15 protein-coding genes are annotated in these 19,856 nt (G+C 65.5%); 7 read left to right on the plus strand and 8 right to left on the minus strand.

The window, feature by feature from the left end; genetic code table 11:
• Positions 1 to 277 precede the first annotated feature (277 nt).
• Both AB0O58_RS23120 and AB0O58_RS23125 read left to right on the plus strand, forming a co-directional pair.
• Complete coding sequence (locus tag AB0O58_RS23120; RefSeq protein WP_027496449.1) at positions 278 to 1,507, plus strand: aminotransferase class I/II-fold pyridoxal phosphate-dependent enzyme; 1,230 nt, start codon at positions 278 to 280, stop codon at positions 1,505 to 1,507.
• Positions 1,504 to 3,069 (plus strand): NAD-dependent epimerase/dehydratase family protein, encoded by a 1,566-nt coding sequence (locus AB0O58_RS23125; protein ID WP_032372727.1) that lies wholly within the window; start codon positions 1,504 to 1,506, stop codon positions 3,067 to 3,069. Before AB0O58_RS23120 ends, AB0O58_RS23125 begins: the two co-directional genes overlap by 4 nt.
• On the opposite strand, the gene AB0O58_RS23130 is transcribed toward AB0O58_RS23125, so the two are convergent.
• Together AB0O58_RS23130 and AB0O58_RS23135 are read right to left on the minus strand one after the other, a co-directional pair.
• The gene (locus AB0O58_RS23130) at positions 3,053 to 3,580 is read right to left on the minus strand and encodes a DUF1992 domain-containing protein (protein ID WP_032372728.1); all 528 of its coding nucleotides are present in this window, start codon (positions 3,578 to 3,580) and stop codon (positions 3,053 to 3,055) included. The two genes, AB0O58_RS23125 and AB0O58_RS23130, sit on opposite strands and share 17 nt — an antisense overlap.
• 101 nt (positions 3,581 to 3,681) lie before the next feature.
• Positions 3,682 to 3,933, minus strand: coding sequence for a hypothetical protein (locus AB0O58_RS23135; protein WP_027496446.1), 252 nt, complete (start codon positions 3,931 to 3,933; stop codon positions 3,682 to 3,684).
• Positions 3,934 to 4,028: 95 nt separating this feature from the next.
• Here AB0O58_RS23135 and AB0O58_RS23140 point away from each other — a divergent pair, with 95 nt between their 5' ends.
• The 4 genes from AB0O58_RS23140 to AB0O58_RS23155 all read left to right on the plus strand — a co-directional run bounded on the left by AB0O58_RS23140 (position 4,029) and on the right by AB0O58_RS23155 (position 11,109).
• A complete protein-coding gene (locus tag AB0O58_RS23140; protein WP_366238848.1) occupies positions 4,029 to 8,570 on the plus strand; it encodes an ATP-dependent helicase in 4,542 nt (1,513 codons plus the stop codon).
• A gap of 51 nt (positions 8,571 to 8,621) precedes the next feature.
• On the plus strand, positions 8,622 to 9,410 hold the full coding sequence (locus AB0O58_RS23145; RefSeq protein ID WP_032372730.1) for a DNA-formamidopyrimidine glycosylase family protein: 789 nt from the start codon (positions 8,622 to 8,624) through the stop codon (positions 9,408 to 9,410).
• A 95-nt stretch (positions 9,411 to 9,505) separates the two neighbouring features.
• A complete protein-coding gene (locus tag AB0O58_RS23150; protein ID WP_032372731.1) occupies positions 9,506 to 9,856 on the plus strand; it encodes a YciI family protein in 351 nt (116 codons plus the stop codon).
• On the plus strand, positions 9,853 to 11,109 hold the full coding sequence (locus AB0O58_RS23155; RefSeq protein ID WP_032372732.1) for a sigma-70 family RNA polymerase sigma factor: 1,257 nt from the start codon (positions 9,853 to 9,855) through the stop codon (positions 11,107 to 11,109). Before AB0O58_RS23150 ends, AB0O58_RS23155 begins: the two co-directional genes overlap by 4 nt.
• A 153-nt stretch (positions 11,110 to 11,262) precedes the next feature.
• Here AB0O58_RS23155 and AB0O58_RS23160 read toward each other — a convergent pair whose 3' ends face one another.
• From AB0O58_RS23160 to AB0O58_RS23170, 3 genes are all read right to left on the minus strand, one after another.
• Complete coding sequence (locus AB0O58_RS23160) at positions 11,263 to 12,993, minus strand: glycerol-3-phosphate dehydrogenase/oxidase (RefSeq protein ID WP_027496443.1); 1,731 nt, start codon at positions 12,991 to 12,993, stop codon at positions 11,263 to 11,265.
• A gap of 100 nt (positions 12,994 to 13,093) precedes the next feature.
• Positions 13,094 to 14,326: a PLP-dependent aminotransferase family protein gene (locus AB0O58_RS23165; protein ID WP_032372733.1), complete on the minus strand. Its 1,233-nt coding sequence runs from the start codon at positions 14,324 to 14,326 to the stop codon at positions 13,094 to 13,096.
• 140 nt (positions 14,327 to 14,466) lie between these two features.
• Positions 14,467 to 15,870 (minus strand): NAD(P)H-quinone dehydrogenase, encoded by a 1,404-nt coding sequence (locus tag AB0O58_RS23170; RefSeq protein ID WP_027496441.1) that lies wholly within the window; start codon positions 15,868 to 15,870, stop codon positions 14,467 to 14,469.
• A gap of 181 nt (positions 15,871 to 16,051) precedes the next feature.
• On the opposite strand from AB0O58_RS23170, the gene AB0O58_RS23175 reads away from it, so the two are divergent.
• Positions 16,052 to 16,516, plus strand: coding sequence for a gamma-glutamylcyclotransferase (locus AB0O58_RS23175; RefSeq protein ID WP_032372734.1), 465 nt, complete (start codon positions 16,052 to 16,054; stop codon positions 16,514 to 16,516).
• A 37-nt stretch (positions 16,517 to 16,553) separates the two neighbouring features.
• Here AB0O58_RS23175 and AB0O58_RS23180 read toward each other — a convergent pair whose 3' ends face one another.
• The 3 genes from AB0O58_RS23180 to AB0O58_RS23190 form a co-directional block, all read right to left on the minus strand.
• Positions 16,554 to 17,717, minus strand: a complete 1,164-nt coding sequence (locus AB0O58_RS23180; RefSeq protein WP_032372892.1) for a M20 family metallopeptidase — start codon at positions 17,715 to 17,717, stop codon at positions 16,554 to 16,556.
• A gap of 86 nt (positions 17,718 to 17,803) precedes the next feature.
• On the minus strand, positions 17,804 to 18,967 hold the full coding sequence (locus tag AB0O58_RS23185) for a M20 family metallopeptidase (protein ID WP_032372893.1): 1,164 nt from the start codon (positions 18,965 to 18,967) through the stop codon (positions 17,804 to 17,806).
• A gap of 116 nt (positions 18,968 to 19,083) precedes the next feature.
• On the minus strand, positions 19,084 to 19,788 hold the full coding sequence (locus tag AB0O58_RS23190) for an enoyl-CoA hydratase-related protein (protein ID WP_032372735.1): 705 nt from the start codon (positions 19,786 to 19,788) through the stop codon (positions 19,084 to 19,086).
• Between the last annotated feature and the right edge of the window lie 68 nt (positions 19,789 to 19,856).

The raw sequence follows: 19,856 nt of genomic DNA on the forward strand, positions 1-19,856 counted from the left end.
CGGCATGGACAGCGGTAAAGCAGGTGAATTCGCGCTGGATCCCGACAATACCCCGCCACCTGCGGCGATAAACTAAAGGTCTCGTAAAGTTTGCCCCTCGAAAGAAACCGAAGTTATTTTTCGGGGCGCATTTACCAACCGATTTCCGTCGCACGAGCATCCTTTGAAACGCTGAATATTCTTCCGCCGAATACCAATCGCCCGCGCCGCCCGCTCCGAATGAACTCATGAATTCGCGACAATCCACAATCGACTCTGTGAGGAGTTCTGGTACACGATGGTTGTCAACAGATTGATGAAACGACTCGGCGGAGACGAGCGCGTGGATTTGCTGCGCGCTGTACGAGACGCCGATGTGGTCCCGTACTTCCGCAAGATGGAATCAGCCGTTGCCCCGGTCGTTCGCGTCGAGGGCCGGGACAAGATCATGCTCGGATCCAACAATTACCTCGGCATTGCCGACCATCCCAAGGTTGTCGAGGGTGCCCAGCACGCGCTCGACACATTCGGCAGCGCAGTCACCGGAAGTCGTTTGCTCAACGGCACTCTGGACCTCCACCTCGAACTCGAGCACGAGATCGCCCAGTGGCACGGAACGGACGACGCACTCGTCTTCACCACGGGCTACCAGACGAACCTCGGAACGATCAGTGCGATCGTCGGCCCCGGTGACACGGTGATCGTCGATTCGGCGGCCCACGCATCGATTCGCGACGGCAGCACCCTCTCGGGCGCGTCGGTGGTCAAGTTCAAGCACAACGACATGGCCGATCTCGAAGCCAAACTCCAGCAACCCGTCGTCGACGACGGAGCCGTGCTGGTGATCGTCGACGGTCTGTACTCCATGGAGGGCGACCTGGCACCGCTCGACGTCGTCTCCGAGCTGTGTATCCGCTATCACGCAGCGCTCATGGTCGACGAAGCCCACAGCCTCGGTGTCTACGGGCCCGAACTCACCGGAGCGGCAGAGCTGTTCGGCATCACCAAGGACGTCGACGTGACGATGGCGTCACTGTCGAAGAGCCCCAGTTCCACCGGCGGGTTCGTGACCGGCTCGAGCGACCTGATAGACACCCTCCGGGTCAAGGCCCGCGCCTTCCTGTTCACGACCTCCGGTGTGCCTGCTGCGGTGGGTGCCGCATTGGCTTCCGTCCGCCTGATCCGAAGTGACGAGGGCAAGGATCGGGCTCGGCGCGTACTCGACAACGCCGAGATCCTGCGCGGCGGACTGCAATCGGCCGGCCTCGACGTCGCAGGCCGCTCGTCCACACCCCACGGCGATACGGCCGCCCCGATCGTCTCACTCCACATCGGCGACGACCTCGTGGCCATGAGTCTGTGGAAGAACCTCTACGACCGTGGCATCTTCACCAGCGCTGCCTTGCATCCCGCCGTGCCGAAATCCGGTGCCATACTTCGCCTGTGCGTGATGGCAACGCACACCGAAGAACACCTGTCGACCGCCACGGAACAGATCATCGAGGCCGTAGCGGAGCTGCCCTCATGAGTGAGCGCCACCGCGGCGTGCGTATCGCGGTCACAGGAGCCACCAGTGACTTCGCGGCCGCGATTCTCCCGAGGCTGTTCGAGGATCCCGAGGTGGACGCGGTCGTCGGGATAGCCCGTCGCCCAGCCCGAATCACGCACCCGAAGTTCACCGCGATCCGCTCGGACATTCGCTCTCCCGACCTCGAGGAGACGTTCGCCGAGTGCGACGTCGTGCTGCACTTGGCGTTCGTGGTCGAGGAGCTCAAAGACAAGACCGAGACCCACGACATCAACCTGCGCGGGTCACGCAACGTCATCGATTCCGCATACCGAGCGGGGGTGTCACGCGTGGTGATCGCCTCGAGCATCAATGTGTACGGTGCCGACATCGCTCCGGAGCCGCTCACCGAGAACAGTTATCCAGCAGGCGATCCCAATCGCTATTACTTCTACGACAAAGCCGAGGTGGAACATTACGCGGAGTGGTGGCTGCGTAGGCACCCCGGTGAGATGACCATCTCCATGTTGCGGTGCACGTACATCGTCGGACCCGACTTCGCCAACGACGGGATCGACCAGTTCACCGGGCCGATCGGCGCGTTCCCGGAAGCGGATCGGGCCTCGTACCAATTCTTGTTCCAGGACGACATGGCCGACGCCTTCCACCGCGCGGCCAAGACCGACCTCGTCGGTCCGTACAACCTGGGTCCGGTGGACTGGGTCGGCGTGCGCGAACTCGCTGCGATGCAGGGCCAGTTGATGTTCGACGTTCCACAGAAAGCGGCGACGCGTATCGCGAACATCGCCTTCGCCCTCGGCCTCACGCCGTTCTCCGGGCAGTGGGTCACGCCCGGAGAGCCCATCGTCGATTCGACCGCGCTCGGTGCCGCCACCGGTTGGTCACCCACCCTCACCTCCCACGAGGCTGCCGCCGTGATGATTCTGCTGCAGGGCAAGTCGCTGCTGAGGAGTCAGGACGCCCTCGAGCGAGACCTCGCCTGCGAGGCAGCGTTGCGGCCGGCTACCGACGCGGTCGCGCTCGCCCGCGCAGACGTCGCCGGCCTCGATATCGTGCACCGGCAGCTCGATATCGCCGGCGGTCGAGTGCACATCGAAGTACACCGATCGGCGACGGCCACCGACCAGTCGGTGGTGTTGGTTGCCGATTCCGGTCTGCATGCCCGCTACCTGACACCCCTGGCCGCCGAGATCGCACGAGCAGGCGTCGACGTGGTGGTACTCGACCTCCCCGGCCACGGCCTGAGCATCGGGCTGCGCGGTCGATCATCGGCCACCCAGACCGTGGACGCTGTCGACGCCGCACTGCGCTTCGCTCGCACGCACCTCGACACCGCCCCCACTGCGCTCCGCAGCGGAGTCCGGCACGCGACCGACACCCTGGTCGGCGGCGTGCGTCGGCGCGCGACCGGGTGGACGATACTCGAGGAACCGAAGTGCCCCGACGGACTGTTGCCTTCTCGAGTTCGCGTGGACGGCACAGCTGCGCTTCCGTTCGTGTCCACTGCGGCGGACGCTCTGGCCTACTGCGCCAGGACGATCGGACTCAGCGCCACCAGCTGAACCTGCTGCGAACGCGCGCGAACCACGATGCACCGTCGTGGTCCGCCGCCGAGGGCCGGCCCGACGTCACAGCCGACTCCGCGTCGTGCTCTCTCTCCAGGCGGTCGACCTCGGCTCGATTGGTACGCCACCGGGACACCCATGTCTCGACATCCACGGGGCCGAGCGGCACGATCGGCGGGGTAGGAAAGCGAATCCACTCGACGATACGAGCGTTGAGCTCGTCCAACACGTCTCGTACGGAATCCTCGCGCCGGAGACCGATCAACGTCGAGGGCAGCCGCTCGATCTCTTTGCGCAACGCCAACGCCGTGGGCAAGAGCGCATCGACGGGCAGATTCTCGCGCCTCAGATAGCCGCGAACCCACCACAGTTCGTCGTCGGGATCGCCCATCGGGATGGGTTTGCCGGTGCCGTCGAGTCCTTCGAATGCGCCGGCGTCCTGCGCCTCGCGGATCTGTTTGTCGACCCAGGACTCGAACGTGACTCCTGGCTTCTTGCGTTCGGTCACTCCATCAACTGTAGAACCGGCCCCGGGTGTTCGCCAGGTGCGCCCGAGACGAGTGAGCCCCGATCCCGTGCAGGGGTCGGGGCTCACTCGAATGCGTCGGCTCAGCCGTATTCGGCGACCAAGCGGTCGAACTCGTCACGGTCGATCACCTGAGGCTCGTTGATGGCCAGCGCCTGGGCGTACTTGCTCGCCAAGTGGTAATCCCGGCCGAGTGGACCGTGCTCGGCGTCGTCCTCGTCCGATTGGATGCTTGCACCCGGCGGCACCTCGTTCTGCAGGCCGTTCGTCTTGCTGCCGAGCAGTGCGTCGAGTTTCGCGGAAATCTTCTGCATGATCTCTTGGTCGTCGGTCATGGCCACCGGGTACCCGAATCGGGCGAAACGACACCGCAGCGCACGAGCTTCGCGCTCCGGGGTTACCTGTCGGTGCCTCGGGGCATGATGGTGGGATGGCCACGCACAGTATCGGCACCGACATCATGGAGAAGCTGTCGCGGCCGACTCGCGAGTGGTTCAACGGCGCATTTCCGGCCCCCACGTCGGCGCAACTCGGTGCGTGGTCGTCCATTTCCAGCGGATCGCACACCCTGGTGGTCGCGCCGACCGGCTCGGGCAAAACGCTGTCGGCATTCCTGTGGGCCCTCGACGAGCTGGCCCAGCTGGGTGCGGACAGCACCCGCAAGACCAAGGTGCTCTACATATCGCCGCTCAAGGCTCTGGCAGTGGACGTCGAGCGCAACCTGCGAGCTCCGTTGGTCGGCATCACCCAGACGGCCAAGCGTCTCGGTCTGAACCCGCCGGAGATCTCCGTCGGAGTCCGCTCGGGCGACACCAGCGCTGCCGATCGCCGGACCATGATCAAGACTCCGCCGGACATTCTGATCACCACTCCCGAGTCTCTGTTCCTCATGCTCACCTCTGCGGCGCGGGACATCCTGGCCGAGGTCGATACGGTGATCGTCGACGAGGTGCACGCCGTCGCAGGCACGAAGCGTGGCGCGCACCTCGCAGTGTCCCTCGAGCGGCTCGACGCGATGCTGGACAAGCCCGCGCAACGCATCGGCCTGTCCGCGACGGTGCGCCCCCACGAGGAAGTGGGCCGATTCCTCGCCGGTGCCGCTCCCATCGAGATCGTCGCCCCACCCGCTCCGAAGACTTTCGACCTGACGGTTCAGGTGCCCGTGGAGGACATGACCGAACTCGGCGTCACCGACCCGAATGCGGACACCTCCGCCGCTCCCCCGGCTCAGGGATCGATCTGGCCGCACGTCGAGGAGAAGATGGTCGATCTCATCCTCGAGCACAAATCGTGCATCGTCTTCGCCAACTCGCGCCGGCTCGCGGAACGACTCACCGCGCGGCTCAACGAGGTGTACGCCGAACGTATCGGCGGCGGAGTCGATACCGAGCACAAACCACCATCTCAGGTGGGCACCGCATCCGACGTCAACCACGGTGCCGATCCTCTGCTGGCACGGGCCCACCACGGCAGTGTCAGCAAGGATCAGCGCGCGCTGATCGAAGACGATCTGAAGACCGGTCGTCTGCGCTGCGTTGTGGCCACCAGCAGTCTGGAGCTCGGAATCGACATGGGCGCAGTCGATCTGGTGGTCCAGGTCGAGGCACCGCCGTCGGTGGCCAGTGGCCTGCAGCGCGTCGGTCGCGCCGGCCACCAGGTGGGCGAGATCTCCAAGGGCGTGCTGTTCCCCAAGCACCGCACCGATCTCATCCATTGCGCGGTCACCGTCGAACGCATGACGTCGGGCAAGATCGAGGCCCTCTTCGTCCCGGCCAATCCCCTCGACGTCCTCGCCCAGCAGACCGTCGCGGCGTGCGCACTCGAACCCATCGACGCCGAGGACTGGTTCGAATCCGTCCGTCGCACCGGCAGTTTCGCCACCCTGCCCAGGTCTGCCTACGAGTCGACACTCGACCTGCTCTCGGGCCGTTACCCGTCGGACGAGTTCGCCGAACTACGGCCACGGCTCGTGTGGGACCGCGACGCCAACACTCTCACCGGCCGTCCCGGGTCGCAGCGACTGGCCGTCACGTCCGGCGGCACCATCCCCGACCGCGGTTTGTTCACCGTCTACATGGTGGGCGAAAAGCAGTCTCGGGTAGGCGAACTCGACGAGGAGATGGTCTACGAATCGCGAGTGGGCGACGTGTTCGCACTCGGTGCCACCAGCTGGCGCATCGAAGAGATCACGCACGACCGGGTGTTGGTCAGTCCCGCATACGGCCAACCGGGCAGGCTGCCGTTCTGGCACGGCGACGGCCTCGGTCGACCGGCCGAATTGGGCCGGGCCCTGGGCGAGTTTCTGCGGAGCACCACCGACCGCAGCAACCTGGCCGAGCGGCTGAGCACCGACGGTCTCGACGCCAACGCAGTCAACAACCTGATCGCTTTGCTCGACGAACAACTCGAGGCCACCGGCCAGCTCCCCACCGACAAGACGATGATCGTCGAGCGATTTCGCGACGAACTCGGCGACTGGCGATTGGTGCTGCACTCCACCTACGGTCAGCAGGTACACGCGCCGTGGGCCCTCGCGGTCGGCGCGAGGCTGATCGAGCGATACGGCATCGACGCCGCCCCCACCGCATCCGACGACGGCATCATCGTCCGGCTACCCGATACCGACGACCAGCCGCCCGGCGCGGAACTGTTCGTGTTCGAGCGTGACGAGATCGCCGACATCGTCACCGAGCAGGTCGGTGGATCGGCATTGTTCGCGTCGAGATTTCGCGAATGTGCCGCTCGCGCACTGCTTCTGCCCCGACGCAACCCCGGCAAGCGGGCACCACTGTGGCAACAACGGCAGCGTTCGGCACAGCTGCTCGACGTCGCTCGTAAATACCCCACGTTCCCGATCCTGCTCGAAACCGTGCGCGAGTGCCTGCAGGACGTCTACGACCTCCCCGCTCTCGAAGACATCCTGGCCCGCATCGGGCGACGCCAGATCAGGATCGTCGACGTCGAGACGCCGTCACCGTCACCGTTCGCGAATTCGTTGCTGTTCAACTACGTCGGCGCTTTCATGTACGAGGGCGACAGCCCGCTCGCCGAACGGCGGGCCGCCGCCCTGTCTCTCGATTCGGCGCTGCTGGCCGAGTTGCTCGGACGCGTCGAGCTGCGAGAGTTGCTGGACGACAGCGTCATCACCACCACCGAGCTCGAGTTACAGCGACTGCCCGAGGACAGACACGCCAAGGACATCGAGGGTGTTGCGGATCTGCTGCGGCTGCTCGGTCCGCTGACCGCCACGGAAGTCGGACAGCGCACCAACGGCGACGAATTCCCGCAGTGGCTCGCCGAGTTGGCCGATGCAAAGCGGGCAATGGAAGTTTCGTTCGCCGGCCAGAACTGGTGGACGGCCATCGAGGACGCGGCTCGCTTGCGCGATGCACTCGGTGTTCCGCTACCGATCGGCACTCCCGCCGCGTTCATCGAGCCCGTCGACGACCCACTCGTCGACCTGATCAGCCGGTACGCCCGAACCCACGGACCGTTCACCCTCGACGACGCAGCAGCGCGGTTCGGCGTCGGTACCGCCGTGGTGCGTGACGTCCTGCGCCGACTGGCCGTCGACAAGCGCGTCGTCGAAGGCGAATTTCGTCCCGGTGCCACGGGCAGCGAATGGTGCGACGCGGAGGTTCTTCGGCGATTGCGGCGGCGATCTCTGGCGGCGGCACGGCAGGAAGTCGAACCCGTGTCCACCGCCACGCTCGGCCGCTTCCTGCCGGCGTGGCAGCACGTGGACAGTCGTCGGTTGAGCGGGATCGACGGTGTGGCAACGGTCATCGAACAGCTTGCGGGCGTGCCCGTTCCGGCGTCGGCGTGGGAATCTCTCGTGCTCGCCTCCCGGGTGAGCGACTACAGCCCCGCCATGCTCGACGAGTTGACCTCGACCGGCGAGGTGTTGTGGGCGGGCCACGGTGCAATCTCGTCCAAAGACGGTTGGGTGAGCCTGCACATGGCCGATACCGCGCCGCTGACTCTGGTGCCCGCCGCCGAATCCGACCTGTCCGAGTTGCAGATTCGCATTCAGGACGCAGTCGCCGGCGGCGGTGCGTACTTCTTCCGCCAGCTCTCCGACACCGTCGGCAGCACCGACGACACGGCTCTGCAGGCTGCGCTCTGGGAGTTGGTGTGGGCCGGACGACTGAGCAACGACACGTTCGCGCCACTGCGAGCGCTGTTGAACTCGACGGCCACCCGCTCCGCCCCGAGTCATCGATCACCGCGTCGAACCCCGCGCCTGCGTTCCTACCGTCAGTTCGATCGGCCGTCTCTACCCACCCGCACCGGCCCCCCGACGGCCGGCGGTCGGTGGTCACGGTTGCCCGAACTCGAACCGGACCTCACCGTCCGGGCTCATGCCACCGCAGATGTACTTCTCGAACGCTATGGCGTGGTGACGCGTGGTTCGGTCATGAACGAAGGGGTCCCCGGCGGGTTCGCCACGATGTACAAGGTGCTCACGGGGTTCGAGGATTCGGGTCGCTGCCGACGCGGATACTTCGTCGATTCGCTGGGCGGCGCTCAGTTCTCCACCTCCGACGTCGTCGACCGTTTGCGCAGCTACGACGAACCGAAGAAGAACGCCACCGCCGTCGTACTCGCGTCCTGCGATCCGGCCAACCCGTACGGCGGAGCACTGCCCTGGCCGAAGGCCGGCGGCGAAGACACCGACGACACGACGAAGCACCGGCCGGGTCGCAAGGCGGGAGCGCTGGTCGTACTTGTTCGTGGGGAGTTGACGATGTTCGTCGAACGTGGCGGGAAGTCGGTGCTGACCTTCGGCGACAACACCGAGGACATCGCTTCTGCAGCAACGGTATTGGCGACCACGGTCAAGCGCGGCGGGGTGGACAAGTTACTGGTCGAACGGATCAACGGTCACGACATCCACGGCACGGACTTCTCCAAGACGTTGACCGCGGCCGGTTTCTCGGCGACTCCCCGCGGACTACGCCTGCGGCGCTGAGGCACCGCACCACTGACGAAGAAGAGAACCGAAGAACGAGAGAGGACGTAGATGCCCGAGGGCGATACCGTCTGGCGCGCCGCCAACACTCTGCGGGCAGCGCTCGAGGGCCAGCAGCTCACTGCCTGCGACATTCGTGTACCCCGTTACGCCACAGTCGACTTCACCGGCGAAACGGTCGAGTCTGTCGCGTCGAGGGGCAAACACCTGCTGATCAGAGTGGGCGGCTACTCGATCCACTCGCACCTGAAGATGGAAGGCACCTGGCACGTTTACGCACTGGGGGCTCGCTGGCGTCGTCCGGCCTTCCAAGCGCGGATCATTCTGAACACCGAGAAGGCGCAGGCCATCGGATTCGAGCTGGGCGTGCTGGAGATCCTCGAGAACGAGGACGACGCTGTCGGCTATCTCGGACCGGATCTACTCGGACCCGACTGGGACCCAGGTGTCGCCCTGACCAATCTGGAGTCGGACCCCGGCCGACCGATCGGCCTGGCCCTGCTCGATCAGCGCAACATAGCCGGACTCGGCAATGTCTACCGCAACGAGATCTGCTTCCTTCGCGGAGTCGATCCCCGCACGCCGGTCGAGGACTCCGGAGACCTGAAGAAGATGATCGACCTGTCCTTCCGCACCATCACCGCCAACAAGAATCGCAATCAGCGCGTCACCACCGGGGATCGTCGCGCGGGCCGTCACTTCTGGGTGTACGGCCGTGAGAACAAGCCGTGCAGGCGGTGCGGTACCACCATCGAGTTCGGACTGATCGGCGACAACCCACTCGAAGAACGGCAGATCTACTACTGCCCGCACTGCCAACCTCGAGGTGTGGCGAGATAGTCCTGTTCGTGGTGTCCTTTTCGGCGAACCCCGTTCGTCCTTCGTATGTAGGTCGGCGAACGGCGCAGACCACGACGAATCGTCAGGAGCTCACCATGACCGCATACGCAGCCATCGTCTACACCCACGATGCCGACTGGACCTCGCCCGACGTGGCCGACGAGATGGCCGAATACGGTGCATTCAGCGCCTCGGCCGGACCGACGATCACCGGCGGCGCGGTCCTGTACCCCACGTCGACCGCCACCACGGTGCGTGTGTCGGGCGGCAAAGGCGGTGACGTCCTGACGACGGACGGTCCGTTCGCCGAAGCAAAAGAGGTACTCGCTGGGTTCTTCCTCCTCGAGGCACCGGACCTCGACGCGGCGATCGCGATGGCGGCGCAGATTCCCGCGGCGTGGAACGGAGCAATCGAAGTCCGGCCGGTCATCCCGATGGCTCAGTGAGCACACCGGCCGAGCAGCTGTCGGCCACGATCCGTGACGAGGGTCGCCGAGTGTTGGCGACCCTCGTCCGCATCACCGGCAGTCTTGCCGTAGCCGAAGATGCGGTCTCCGAGGCCGTGGTGGCCGCACTCGACCACTGGCCTCGATCGGGCGTCCCCGACAACCCACGAGCGTGGCTCACGACCGTCGCGCGCAACAAGGCTCTCGACATCGTCAGACGCGAGGCCGGCCGCAGCGTGAAGGAGCGAGAGGCAGCGAATCTTGCACTGCTGAACCAAGATTGGCGTGAGGAAGACAAGGACTCGATCAGCGACGACATGCTGCGGCTGGTGTTCACCTGCTGCCACCCGGCGCTCTCCGTCGAGGCACAGGTGGCGTTGAGCCTGCGTACCCTCTGCGGGCTCGCCACGGTCGACGTCGCCCGCCTGATGCTCGTGCCGGAAGCCACGATGGCCAAACGGCTCACACGCGCGAAGAAGAAGATCGCCGCCGCCAACATCGCGTACCGAGTACCGGACTCGGCGGAGTTGCCGCAACGACTCGACGCGGTGGCAACCACCGTGTATTTACTGTTCACCGCCGGGCATCTCGGGGGCGAGACGCTGGTGCGGCCCCAGCTGTGTGACGAGGCAATTCGCCTTGCCCGCCTCATGATCGAGCTCATGCCGGACGAGCCATCCCTTCGAGGACTACTGGCACTGATGCTGTTCACGGACTCGCGCCGGGCTACGAGGACCGACGAGGAGGGCGGCCTGGTCAGGCTCGAAGACCAGGACCGATCTCGCTGGAATCGGGAGGCGATCGAGGAGGGCATGCAGTGGGTGGACAGTGCACTACGTCGCAGCGACACCCCACCGAACCGGTACACCGTTCAAGCAGCCATCGCGGCATGTCACTCCGGCGCGCCAACCTACGCCGACACCGACTGGTCTCGGATCGTCGAGCTGTACGACGTGCTGTCCGGGGTGGAGAACACACCGATCGTGGCACTCAACCGAGCGGTGGCCGTCGGGGAAAGTCGAGGTCCTGCCGCCGGACTCGAAGCACTCGATGCCATCGCCTCGCTGGGCGGGCATTATCTGTGGCATGCCTGTCGAGCTGTGATGCTGGATCGACTCGGCCGAGCCGAGGAGGCCAGAAGTGCACGAACAACCGCTCTGTCTCTCGACCCGTCGCCGGCGGAAAGGGCGTTTTTACGCGCGCAGCTCGAATCGCCGGTCGGTCCCGACCAGCACCGCCCGGGCAAAATCTGACGGCTCACTGTCAGGTGAGACCAAGCCTGCTCACAGCTTCGCCGATCACCATGGATCGTATGTTGACACTTGCGATACTCACCCTGCTGGTCATGGCTGTCTCCGGCGCGACGGCTGCTCGCGCACCGCGGACGCTGGTTCGGGTTCCGTGACTCAAAGGGTCCGGACGGGTTCGAGAATTTCCTGACGCGCTTCGGGGGCGACGACGCGCAGGGCGTCGGCAGATTCGTCGTCCGGCTGACGCTGCGACGCGATCTCGGCCTCGACCCGAGCCCGGTACGTGTCGACCTCACGGTCGACCGTGGCCTCGTCCCAACCCAGGATCGGGGCAATGAGTGCTGCGACCTGACCCGCGCAGTTCATCCCCCGATGTGAGTACTCGATGGAAATCCGGGTGCGCCGCGACAGCACGTCCTCGAGGTGCAGTGCGCCCTCGGCCGCAGCGGCATAGACCACCTCGACCTGCAGATAAGCGGGCGCGTCGGTCAACGGTTGCAGCAGTTCGGGTTTGCCGTCCGCCATGGCCAGCACCTCGTCGATCAGCGAGCCGTATCGGTCCAGCAGATGAGTCACTCGGTGCGGATGCAGCCCGTGTACTTCGCCCAGGTGCGGGGCCTGATTGACCAGCGCGAAGTAACCGTCCGCGCCGACGAGCGGCACCTTCTCGGTGATCGACGACGCCACCCGCGCCGGGATGTCCTCGGCCGCGAGATCCACTGCGTCCTCGGCCATCACCCGGTAGGTCGTGTACTTGCCACCTGCGATAGCAATGAGTCCCGGTGCCACCCGCGCCACCGCGTGCTCACGGGACAGCTTGGACGTCTCGTCGCTTTCACCCGCCAGCAGCGGCCGCAATCCCGCGTAGACGCCGTCGATGTCGTCGTGCGTGAGCGGCGTGACGAGCACCCCGTTGACCTCGCCGAGAATGTAGTCGATATCGGCTTTGGTCGCGGCAGGGTGCGCGAGATCGAGGTTCCAGTCGGTATCGGTGGTGCCGATGATCCAGTGCGCGCCCCACGGAATGATGAACAGCACGGACTTCTCGGTGCGCAGAATGATCGCGGCTTCGCTGACGATCCGATCGCGCGGCACCACGATGTGCACACCCTTCGAGGCCCGTACTCGGAAGCGACCACGCATGTTCGACAGCGACTGAATTTCGTCGGTCCACACGCCCGTGGCGTTGATCACCACGTGCGCACGCACCTCGGTGGTGGCCCCGGTCTCCGAATCTCGCACTCGCACACCGGAAACACGGTCGGCTTCACGGAGGAACCCCACGACCTGAGTGGACGTACGCACCACTGCGCCGTAGTGGGCTGCCGTTCTGGCGACGGTCATCGTGTGCCGCGCGTCGTCGACGACGGTGTCGTAGTAACGAATTCCGCCGATCAGCGATTTCCGTTTGAGGCCGGGCGACATCCGCAGGGCACCCGAACGGGTCAGATGCTTCTGTTGCGGAACCGATTTGGCACCGCCCATCCGGTCGTACAGAAAAATACCCGCCGCGATGTACGGGCGCTCCCACCCCCGATGGGTGAGGGGGAACAGGAATTTCAGCGGTTTGACCAGATGCGGCGCGAGAGTGGAGAGCGAGAGTTCACGTTCGTGCAGCGCCTCACGGACGAGTCCGAACTCGAGTTGTTCGAGGTAGCGAAGGCCACCGTGGAACATCTTGGACGAGCGAGAGGACGTGCCCGACGCGTAGTCACGCGCCTCCACGAGCGCCACCTTCAGGCCTCGTGTTGCCGCGTCGAGCGCGGCACCCGAACCCACGACGCCACCGCCGACGACCACGACGTCGAATTGTTCGCGTCCGAGCTGGTCCCACGCCTCCACCCGTTGGGTGGGTCCGAGGAACTTCGTGTTCGATCGGTTGCTCACTGGGCGCTCCCTGTCCTCGAAAATTCCTCGCGATGTCTCCCACGTCAGGCTACCGCCCCAGGTCGGCCGAGCGCAGAACCAGCGCAGGCTGGTCTGCGGTTCAGCTTCGCCGTGTCATCGACGCATGTGCCGCGCTCAGCCGCCGCACTGCCTCGTTCAGCACCTCCGGTGTGGAGCCGGCGAAGCTCAACCTCAGCGAGTGGCGGAAGTACTCGGCCGACGTGGACGTTGCAGCGCGCACGAACGCGCTACCCGGCACGAACGCGACGCCGTGCGCGAGCGCCGCAGCGAGCAGCTCGGTGGTATCGGTCCCGTCGCGAAAGGTCGCCCACGCGAACATTCCACCTGTGGGTCGCGAGACGTCCAGCGCCGAACCGAATTCCCCGGACAGATCGCTCGTCAATGCGTCTGCGCGACAACCGTACTCACGCCGAAGATCGGTCAGGTGGTCCGCCAGCCACTCGGTGTCGCCCAGCAGGTCGGCCGCCATCAGCTGTGTCAGCGAGGAACCGCACAGATCGGCACCCTGTTTGAGCAGTTCCACCGCCGCGCACACTCGGGGCGGGGCAACGAACCATCCCACGCGCAGAGTCGGTGCCAGGATCTTCGACGCGCTCGACAGCCTGACGACACGATCGCTGTGACACGCGATCGGCAACGGGGACGGTCCGGATTCGATTGTGTCGAACCAGATCTCGCCGTACGGATCGTCCTCGATGATCCAGAATCCGTACCGGTCGGCCAGGGCCGCGAGTCGGCGACGGCGAGCCTCGGTCATCGTCACGCCGCGGGGGTTGTGGAAGTTGGCGACCGTATGGACCACCGCGGGCCGCAGGCCGGCGAGCAGCCGCGCTTCGAGCTCGTCGACATCCATCCCGCCGTCGGTGATGGGGATGGATTCGATCTGCGCCTCGGCAATCGAAAACACCTGCAGCGCGCCGGTATACGCGGGCTCGTCGACGACGACAACGGCACCCGGGTCGATCAGCGCCTGCGCGAGCAGCGTCAGCGCCTGCTGCGATCCGTGCGTCACGACGACGGTGTCAGTCGGAACCGTCACTCCCCCGCGCACGGCGCTCTCTCTGGCGGCGATCACGTTGCGCAGTGTGCGGTGGCCGGGGGTCTCGCAGTACTGCACTGCGTCGTAGTGTCGCAGCACTGCGTCCGCTGCGGCAGCGATGCGGTCGACCGGTATGAGATCTGTGGCCGGTAAACCGCCGGCCAGGCTGATGATCTCGTCGCGAGCGGTCAGGGCCAGAAGGTCGCGGATGGCCGAACTGTCGAGTGTTGCGGTACGGCGGGCCAGATCGGCAGGCGGATGAATCGAAGACACGAAAGAGACTCCAGGGAAGCAGGGACGGGAAGAACGGCCCGCGGATCCGCAGAGTCGAAGAGAGAGCGGACGGGTGTGTCGGCTCTCTCGACTATGTCATGTGCGTCCGAAATATGAAACGTACTTCTCGCATTGTGAAATCAGTCCAGGTCGTCGTGCGCCATCAACTGACGCGCGGCCTCGATGACCGAACCCGACAGCGACGGATAGACCGAGAACGTGTTGGCCAGGTCGTTCACCGACAGATTGTTCTGCACGGCCATCGCGATCGGAAGAATCAACTCCGATGCGCTCGGAGCAACCACCACACCACCGATGACCACACCGGTGGCGGGGCGACAGAATATTTTGACGAAACCACGCTTGAGACCACTCATCTTCGCTCGCGGGTTGGTCGTCAACGGCAACATCACCGTGCGTGCCGGTACGTCGCCTGCATCGATCGCGGACTGTGCGACGCCGACCGATGCGATTTCGGGCCGCGTGAACACCGCCGACGCCACGGTCTTGAGTTTGATGGGACTGACGGCCTGGCCCAGGGCGTGGTACATCGCGATGCGTCCCTGCATCGCGGCCACCGACGCCAACGGCAGCAGACCCGTGCAGTCACCCGCCGCGTAGATGCCCGCGACCGCGGTACGAGACACGCGGTCGACACGCAGGTATCCACCCTTGTCGAGCTCGATCCCGACCTTCTCCAAACCGAGTCCCGACGTGTTCGGGACCGATCCGACGGTCATCAGCGCGTGGCTGCCCTCGACGGTGCGCCCGTCGGACAGCGTGACGACGATACCGTCGTCGGTGCGGACGACCGAGTCTGCGCGGGCATGCTTGACGAGGGTGACGCCACGTTCGTTGAACGCGTCTTCGAGCACCAGGGCAGCGTCCTCGTCCTCGTGCGGGAGGACGCGATCGCGGCTCGATACCGCGGTGACCTTGACGCCCATCTCGGTGTAGGCCGAGACGAACTCGGCACCGGTCACACCGGATCCCACGACGACGAGGTGTTCGGGCAGTGCTTCGAGGTCGTACAACTGACGCCAGTTGAGAATGCGTTCGCCGTCCGGCTCGGCACCCTTGACGACGCGGGGGCGCGCTCCGGTGGCGACGAGGACCACATCGGCGTCGAGAATTCGCTCCTCGCCGTCGGCCAACACCGCCTTGATCTGATGCGAGGCCAATCCGACGTGCGTGTCGATCATCTCGGCGCGACCGGCCAGTATTTCGACCCCCACCGAGGTGACCCGGTGCGCGATGTCGGTGGACTGCGCCTGCGCGAGGCTCTTCACTCGCGAATGAATCTGGGGCAGCGCGACGGCTGCCTGTGATGGGTCGAGTGAGATTCCGAGGTCGCTTGCGCGACGCATCTCGGTGCGAATGCCGGTCGAGGCGATGAACGTCTTCGACGGCACGCAGTCCCACAGAACGCAGGCACCACCGATGCCGTCGGAATCGACGAGCGTCACCTGTCCGCCGTGCTGCGCCGCCACCAATGCTGCTTCGTACCCTGCCGGACCACCACCGATGATCACAATCCGGGTCATTGATCCTCTTCTCGCGTGCTGAAATCTTTGTACTGTGTCACGTCAACGGTATTGCAGTGTCCGGTTCCGCGCGTCGGTAAGGCTAGCTTCACTCCACCCGTCGCTCGGCGTACCTGCGACGACGCACCGAAACACCACCACGGGGCGTCAACGGGCGGCGATACGGTTTAGGCTGGCCGACGTGCCAATTTATGCCGCCTACGGATCGAACATGCATCCGGAGCAGATGTTGCAGCGTTGCCCCCACTCACCGCTGTCGGGAACCGGGTGGCTGCACGGGTGGCGCTTGACCTTCGGCGGTGGCGACATCGGCTGGGAGGGCGCGCTCGCCTCGATCGTCGAGGACCCGGACTCACAGGTCTTCGTGGTGCTCTACGACGTCTCCGACGAGGACGAGGAAAGCCTGGATCGGTGGGAGGGCTCGGAGCTCGGCATCCACCGCAAGATCCGGCTGCGCATCGAGACCGGAGGCGAGCCGGTCCTCGCGTGGCTCTACGTTCTCGACGCCTACGAGGGTGGCCTACCGTCGGCACGCTACCTCGGGGTCATGGCCGAGGCAGCCGAAATTGCCGGTGCCCCAGCCGAATACGTGCGCGACCTACGCACCAGGAACAGCCGCAACGTGGGGCCGGGCACCACGTCGTAGAAGTTCGCGGTCAGCGGCGACGACCACCGCCCGACCGCTAGTTCGGATCCAATGCGATCCCGGTCATCACTTTCACACCCACGGCCAAGGCTCGCTCGTCGAGGTCGAATGTCGGCTGATGGATGTCGAGTTGCGGACCGGTCCCCGACCACACGCCCAGTCGGGCCATCGCTCCCGGCACGTTCTCCAGGTACCACGAGAAGTCCTCGCCGCCACCGGACTGAGCCGTGTCGGCCAACGCCGCCGGACCGACTCGGCCGATGGCCTTCTCGAAGGTGGCCGTGGACGCCGGGTCGTTCACCACAGGCGGTACGCCGCGACGGTAGTGCAGCTCGAATCGCACCCCGGTCGGTGCCAGCAGACCGGTGACGATCTCGCGAACGAGCGGCTCGAGCAGCGCCCACGTTTCGTGGTCGCCGGTCCGTACTGTTCCGGTGAGCATGCCGGTCTGCGGAATGGCGTTGGGGGCCTGCCCCGCCACGACCGCGCCCCAGACCATCACTGTGCTGGTTCGCGGATCGATTCGTCTGCTCAACATGCCGGGCAGCCCGGTGATGACGGTCCCCAATGCGTAGACCAGATCGGTCGTCAGATGCGGCCTCGACGTGTGCCCGCCAGGCGAGTCCAGACGCAACTCGACGGTGTCGGCGGCGGAGGTGATGGCCCCGACACGCACTCCCACCTGCCCCACCTCGAGCCGCGGATCGCAGTGCAACGCGAAAATCTTCGACACCCCGTCGAGCGCACCCGCGGCAACGGCGTCGAGTGCACCGCCCGGCATGACCTCCTCGGCAGGTTGAAAGATCAGCCGAACGCCATAGTGCAGGTCCGGCAGCGACGCCAGCGCGAGTCCGGTCGCCAGCAACACCGTGGTGTGGGCATCGTGCCCGCACGCGTGGGATACGCCGGGAACCGTCGACGTGTACGGCGCACCGGTGATCTCCTGCAGCGGCAACGCGTCCATGTCCGCGCGCAGCGCGACGCGTGGGCCGTCGGGACCGATATCGCAGATCAAGCCCGTGCCGCCGGGCAGCGGTTTGGGTGACAGGCCTGCCGCCGAGAGCTGCTCCATGACGAACGCCGTCGTAGCGAATTCACGACGGGCCAGTTCCGGATGGGCGTGAATGTGCCGACGCCACAGGGACAGATCTTCTGTGTGAGCCTGAATCCACCGATCGATCGCGGCTTCACGTGAACTCATCCGAACTTCTGCCTCTTCGCCTGCGCTCATCCGAACTTCTGCCTCTTCGCCTGCGCTCATCCGAACTTCTGCCTCTTCGCCTGCGCTCATCGCTGCACCGCGGATCGAGCGTTCACACCGTCGAGCAGACGCGCCCGGGTCTGTGGATCGGCTGCGGCGCGAGCGGCCGTTCCGGCGAGGGCGAGAGCACCGTCGAGCAGTGCACGATCGGCGGACTCGGTGACACACGCTGCGGCGAACTCCGGTTGATGCGTCACCGCCCCTCCGGCATCGAGGCCGACGACGGGGTGGATTCCGGGTAGAACATTCGTCACGTTTCCCATGTCAGTGCTGCCCAACGGGCGAAATCCTTCCAAATCCGGTGCCAAGGGCGACCGTCCCAATGTTTCGATTTCCTGACGAAATGCCGCCACCAGCCACGAATCCGGGGTCAGGGCCGCGTATGTCGGCGACACCGTGCGGATTTCGTGTGTGCATCCGGTGGCAATGGCACCCGCCTCGAAACAGGCGAACGTCTTCTTCGTCAGCGCCTCGAGTGACTCGGTGCTGTTCGCGCGAAGATAGTAGAGCAGCTCGGCATGTCCGGGCACGATGTTCGGCGCGACGCCGCCGTCGCTGACGATGCCGTGCAGTTGTTGGCCGGGCGAGAGGTGCTGCCGAATGAGCCCGAGCGCCACCTGCGCGACGGTGACGGCATCGCCCGCGTTGATTCCCCACTCGGGGGCGGCCGACGCATGGGCCGCACGGCCGGTGAATTTGACGGCAACGTCGGCCAATGCCAGCGACGTCGCGCCCACGATGTCGAACGGGCCCGGATGCACCATCAGTGCGGCACCGATGTCGTCGAAGACGCCGCGCTCGAGCATCAGGACCTTGCCACCGCCCGTTTCCTCGGCAGGGGTGCCGAGCACTCGGACCGTGATGCCGAGAGCATCGGCCACCGGCGCGAGCGCCAGGGCGGCACCCACCGCGGACGCGGCGATGATGTTGTGGCCGCAGGCATGACCGATCTCGGGCAACGCGTCGTACTCCGCGCAGATTCCGATCACGAGCTCGCCGCTACCCACCGACGCGGTGAATGCGGTGTCGATGCCGGCGACCCCGGATTCGATCTCGAAATGGTGGGCGCGAAGCGTGTCGAGGACCTTCGCAACGCTGCGATATTCCTCGAACGCCAGTTCCGGTTCTGCGTGAATCGAGTGCGACAGCGCAACCAGTTCGTCGGTTGCGTGAGCGAGCGCGCGGCCGATCTCCTCGCCCACGGCGGCACTGTTCGGTTCGTCGATCACGAGAGACAGTGTGTCACTAGCGCGGCGGCGTGTCGGAACGGCTGTGCCGACTCCGAGCCCGAACAGTGCCGGACGGGCTAGTTGCCGAAGCTGAAGTTGCTGTCGTCCGTCGGCGTCGTCAGCGCAGCGAGCAGGTCCACGTGCATCCGACTCTTGATGCCGGCCAGGTTCGCTCCCCGGGTGCTGGTCAGCGCCGCCGCCTTGGCAACGGCGTCGGAGACCACCGATTCCTCGGACGCGGTGGCCTCGACGATTCCTGCGGCCACCGCATCGGCCCCGCCGTAACGACGGCCGGTCAGCATCGCCTCGACGGCGGTCTGTTTGGGCAGCCTGGAATTGATCAGGGCAGACATGCCGACGGTGAACGGCATGTTGAGGTTGACCTCCGGCAGGCAGTAGAAGCCTCGGTCTGCGCGCTGGATGCGGAAATCCTGCGATGTTGCGAACATCGCGCCGGCACCGAACGCATGGCCCTGCACCGCTGCGACCGTGGGCATCGGGAACGCCAGCAGCCGCGTGTAGAGCGTGTGCACGCGGTCGAGGTACCAAGTGATCCGGTCCAGGTTCGCGAACAGCCAATCGGTATCGAGTCCGTTGCTGTAGAACTTGCCTGCCGAGGTGGTGACCAGCGCGGCCGGACCGGTCGATGCCTCGACCTCGTCGAGCAGTGCATGGACGGCATCTATCCAGTCGGGGTTGAACCTGTTCTCTGGATTGCCCGCGCCCTCCTGGGCACCGAGGAACAAGATGTGGACATCACCGTCGCGTTCGAGATAAGGCATGCAGCGGATACTACTCGGCGGTAACTTCCCGGTCGCACCGTCTCGGTTCCACATCCATCGCAGCGATC

Origin of the sequence: Rhodococcus sp. NPDC080181 (assembly GCF_040702225.1) — a bacterium.
Taxonomy (GTDB): domain Bacteria; phylum Actinomycetota; class Actinomycetes; order Mycobacteriales; family Mycobacteriaceae; genus Rhodococcoides; species Rhodococcoides fascians.